Source organism: Flavonifractor sp. An306, from assembly GCF_002159455.1.
Taxonomy (GTDB): Bacteria; Bacillota; Clostridia; order Oscillospirales; family Oscillospiraceae; genus Flavonifractor.
Map to the genome: position 1 here is coordinate 1 of NZ_NFIQ01000208.1, position 1,105 is coordinate 1,105.

Annotated in this window: 1 protein-coding gene; it reads right to left on the reverse strand. The window is 52.2% G+C overall.

The window, feature by feature from the left end; all coding sequences use genetic code 11:
• Positions 1–86: 86 nt before the first annotated feature.
• Complete coding sequence (locus tag B5F88_RS19675) at positions 87–1,046, reverse strand: IS110 family transposase (RefSeq protein ID WP_087937071.1); 960 nt, start codon at positions 1,044–1,046, stop codon at positions 87–89.
• Between the last annotated feature and the right edge of the window lie 59 nt (positions 1,047–1,105).

The window sequence follows — 1,105 nt, forward strand, 5'->3', positions numbered from 1 at the left end:
AGCCTTTTCTCTGGCGGCTCTTTTACTCTCCTGAGCATGGATCGCCTTGAGCATCTTGGCCACCAACTTCACCTTGGAGCGAGGCGTTACAGAGAACACGTTGCGGTAATGTGAGCACTCTTGCGTTTTCCGGCACTCTCGTTGTTACCAGGACTCAAACCGGCCCAGGAGCATATATGCTGGGAATCCGGAAAGGCACTCATATCGGTACCAATCTCCGCGATAATGGCCGCTGCCGCAGTTACATCAATGCCCGGTATGGAACACAGAAGGCTCAATGCCTCTTCGTGCTTTGTGATCTCTTTCGTAATAGCGTCCTCCACAGTATGGCGGTGCTGTTCAAGAGCTTCCAAGTGCCCAAATATCATGCGAAGAAAGCCGCGCTGGTGCTCCGAGAGCGAACCGTTCAAGGCGACCAGTATTTCGTCGATACGTTTCCGGGTCTGTGTTTTCAGACACCGATCCAGAGCTTCCCGCGAAATATTTCCGTATTTCATGAGATGACGGATGATGTTTCGCCCGGAAGCGCCAAATGCGTCCGACAGAAACGCTGTGAAGCGGAAACCGGAGCTTTGCAGAAATTTATCGATGCGATTCTTTTGGGCGGTAATGTCGTGAACGATGCTCTTACGATACCGGGTCAGATGCCGCAGCTCTCGGAACGTTTTGTCTGGGATAAAACTCCCCTTTAGTAATCCGGCACGGAGCAATGTGGCGATCCATTGCGCGTCTCGCATATCCGTTTTGCGCCCAGGCACATTCTTCATGTGGCGGGCATTCACGACCAGAATGCTGATTTGCCCATCAAAACATGGTTCCAGCATTTCGTAAATGGGCTGCCAGTAGATCCCAGTGCTCTCCATAGCAACATAGTGGCACTCAGCTTCCAACACCCAATCCCGTAGTTTCCGCATTTCCGGGATCAGTGTGCTGAAGGAGCGGATCTCGATTTCCGGATCGGTGCCCAGCTCACCTTTGGCAAGACAGGCAACAATGACGTCACGATGAATATCCAGTCCCATGGCGCAGGTCAATATGTCTTGCATCAAATCCCTCCCTGAATTATGCAGGCTGGGAATTGCCCGGGTGGGTATCCGAACTTTGC

Bases quoted from the DNA above. Each gene is read 5' to 3' on its own strand.
- B5F88_RS19675 (WP_087937071.1), bottom strand. From the start codon at position 1,046: ATGCAAGACATATTGACCTGCGCCATGGGACTGGATATTCATCGTGAC.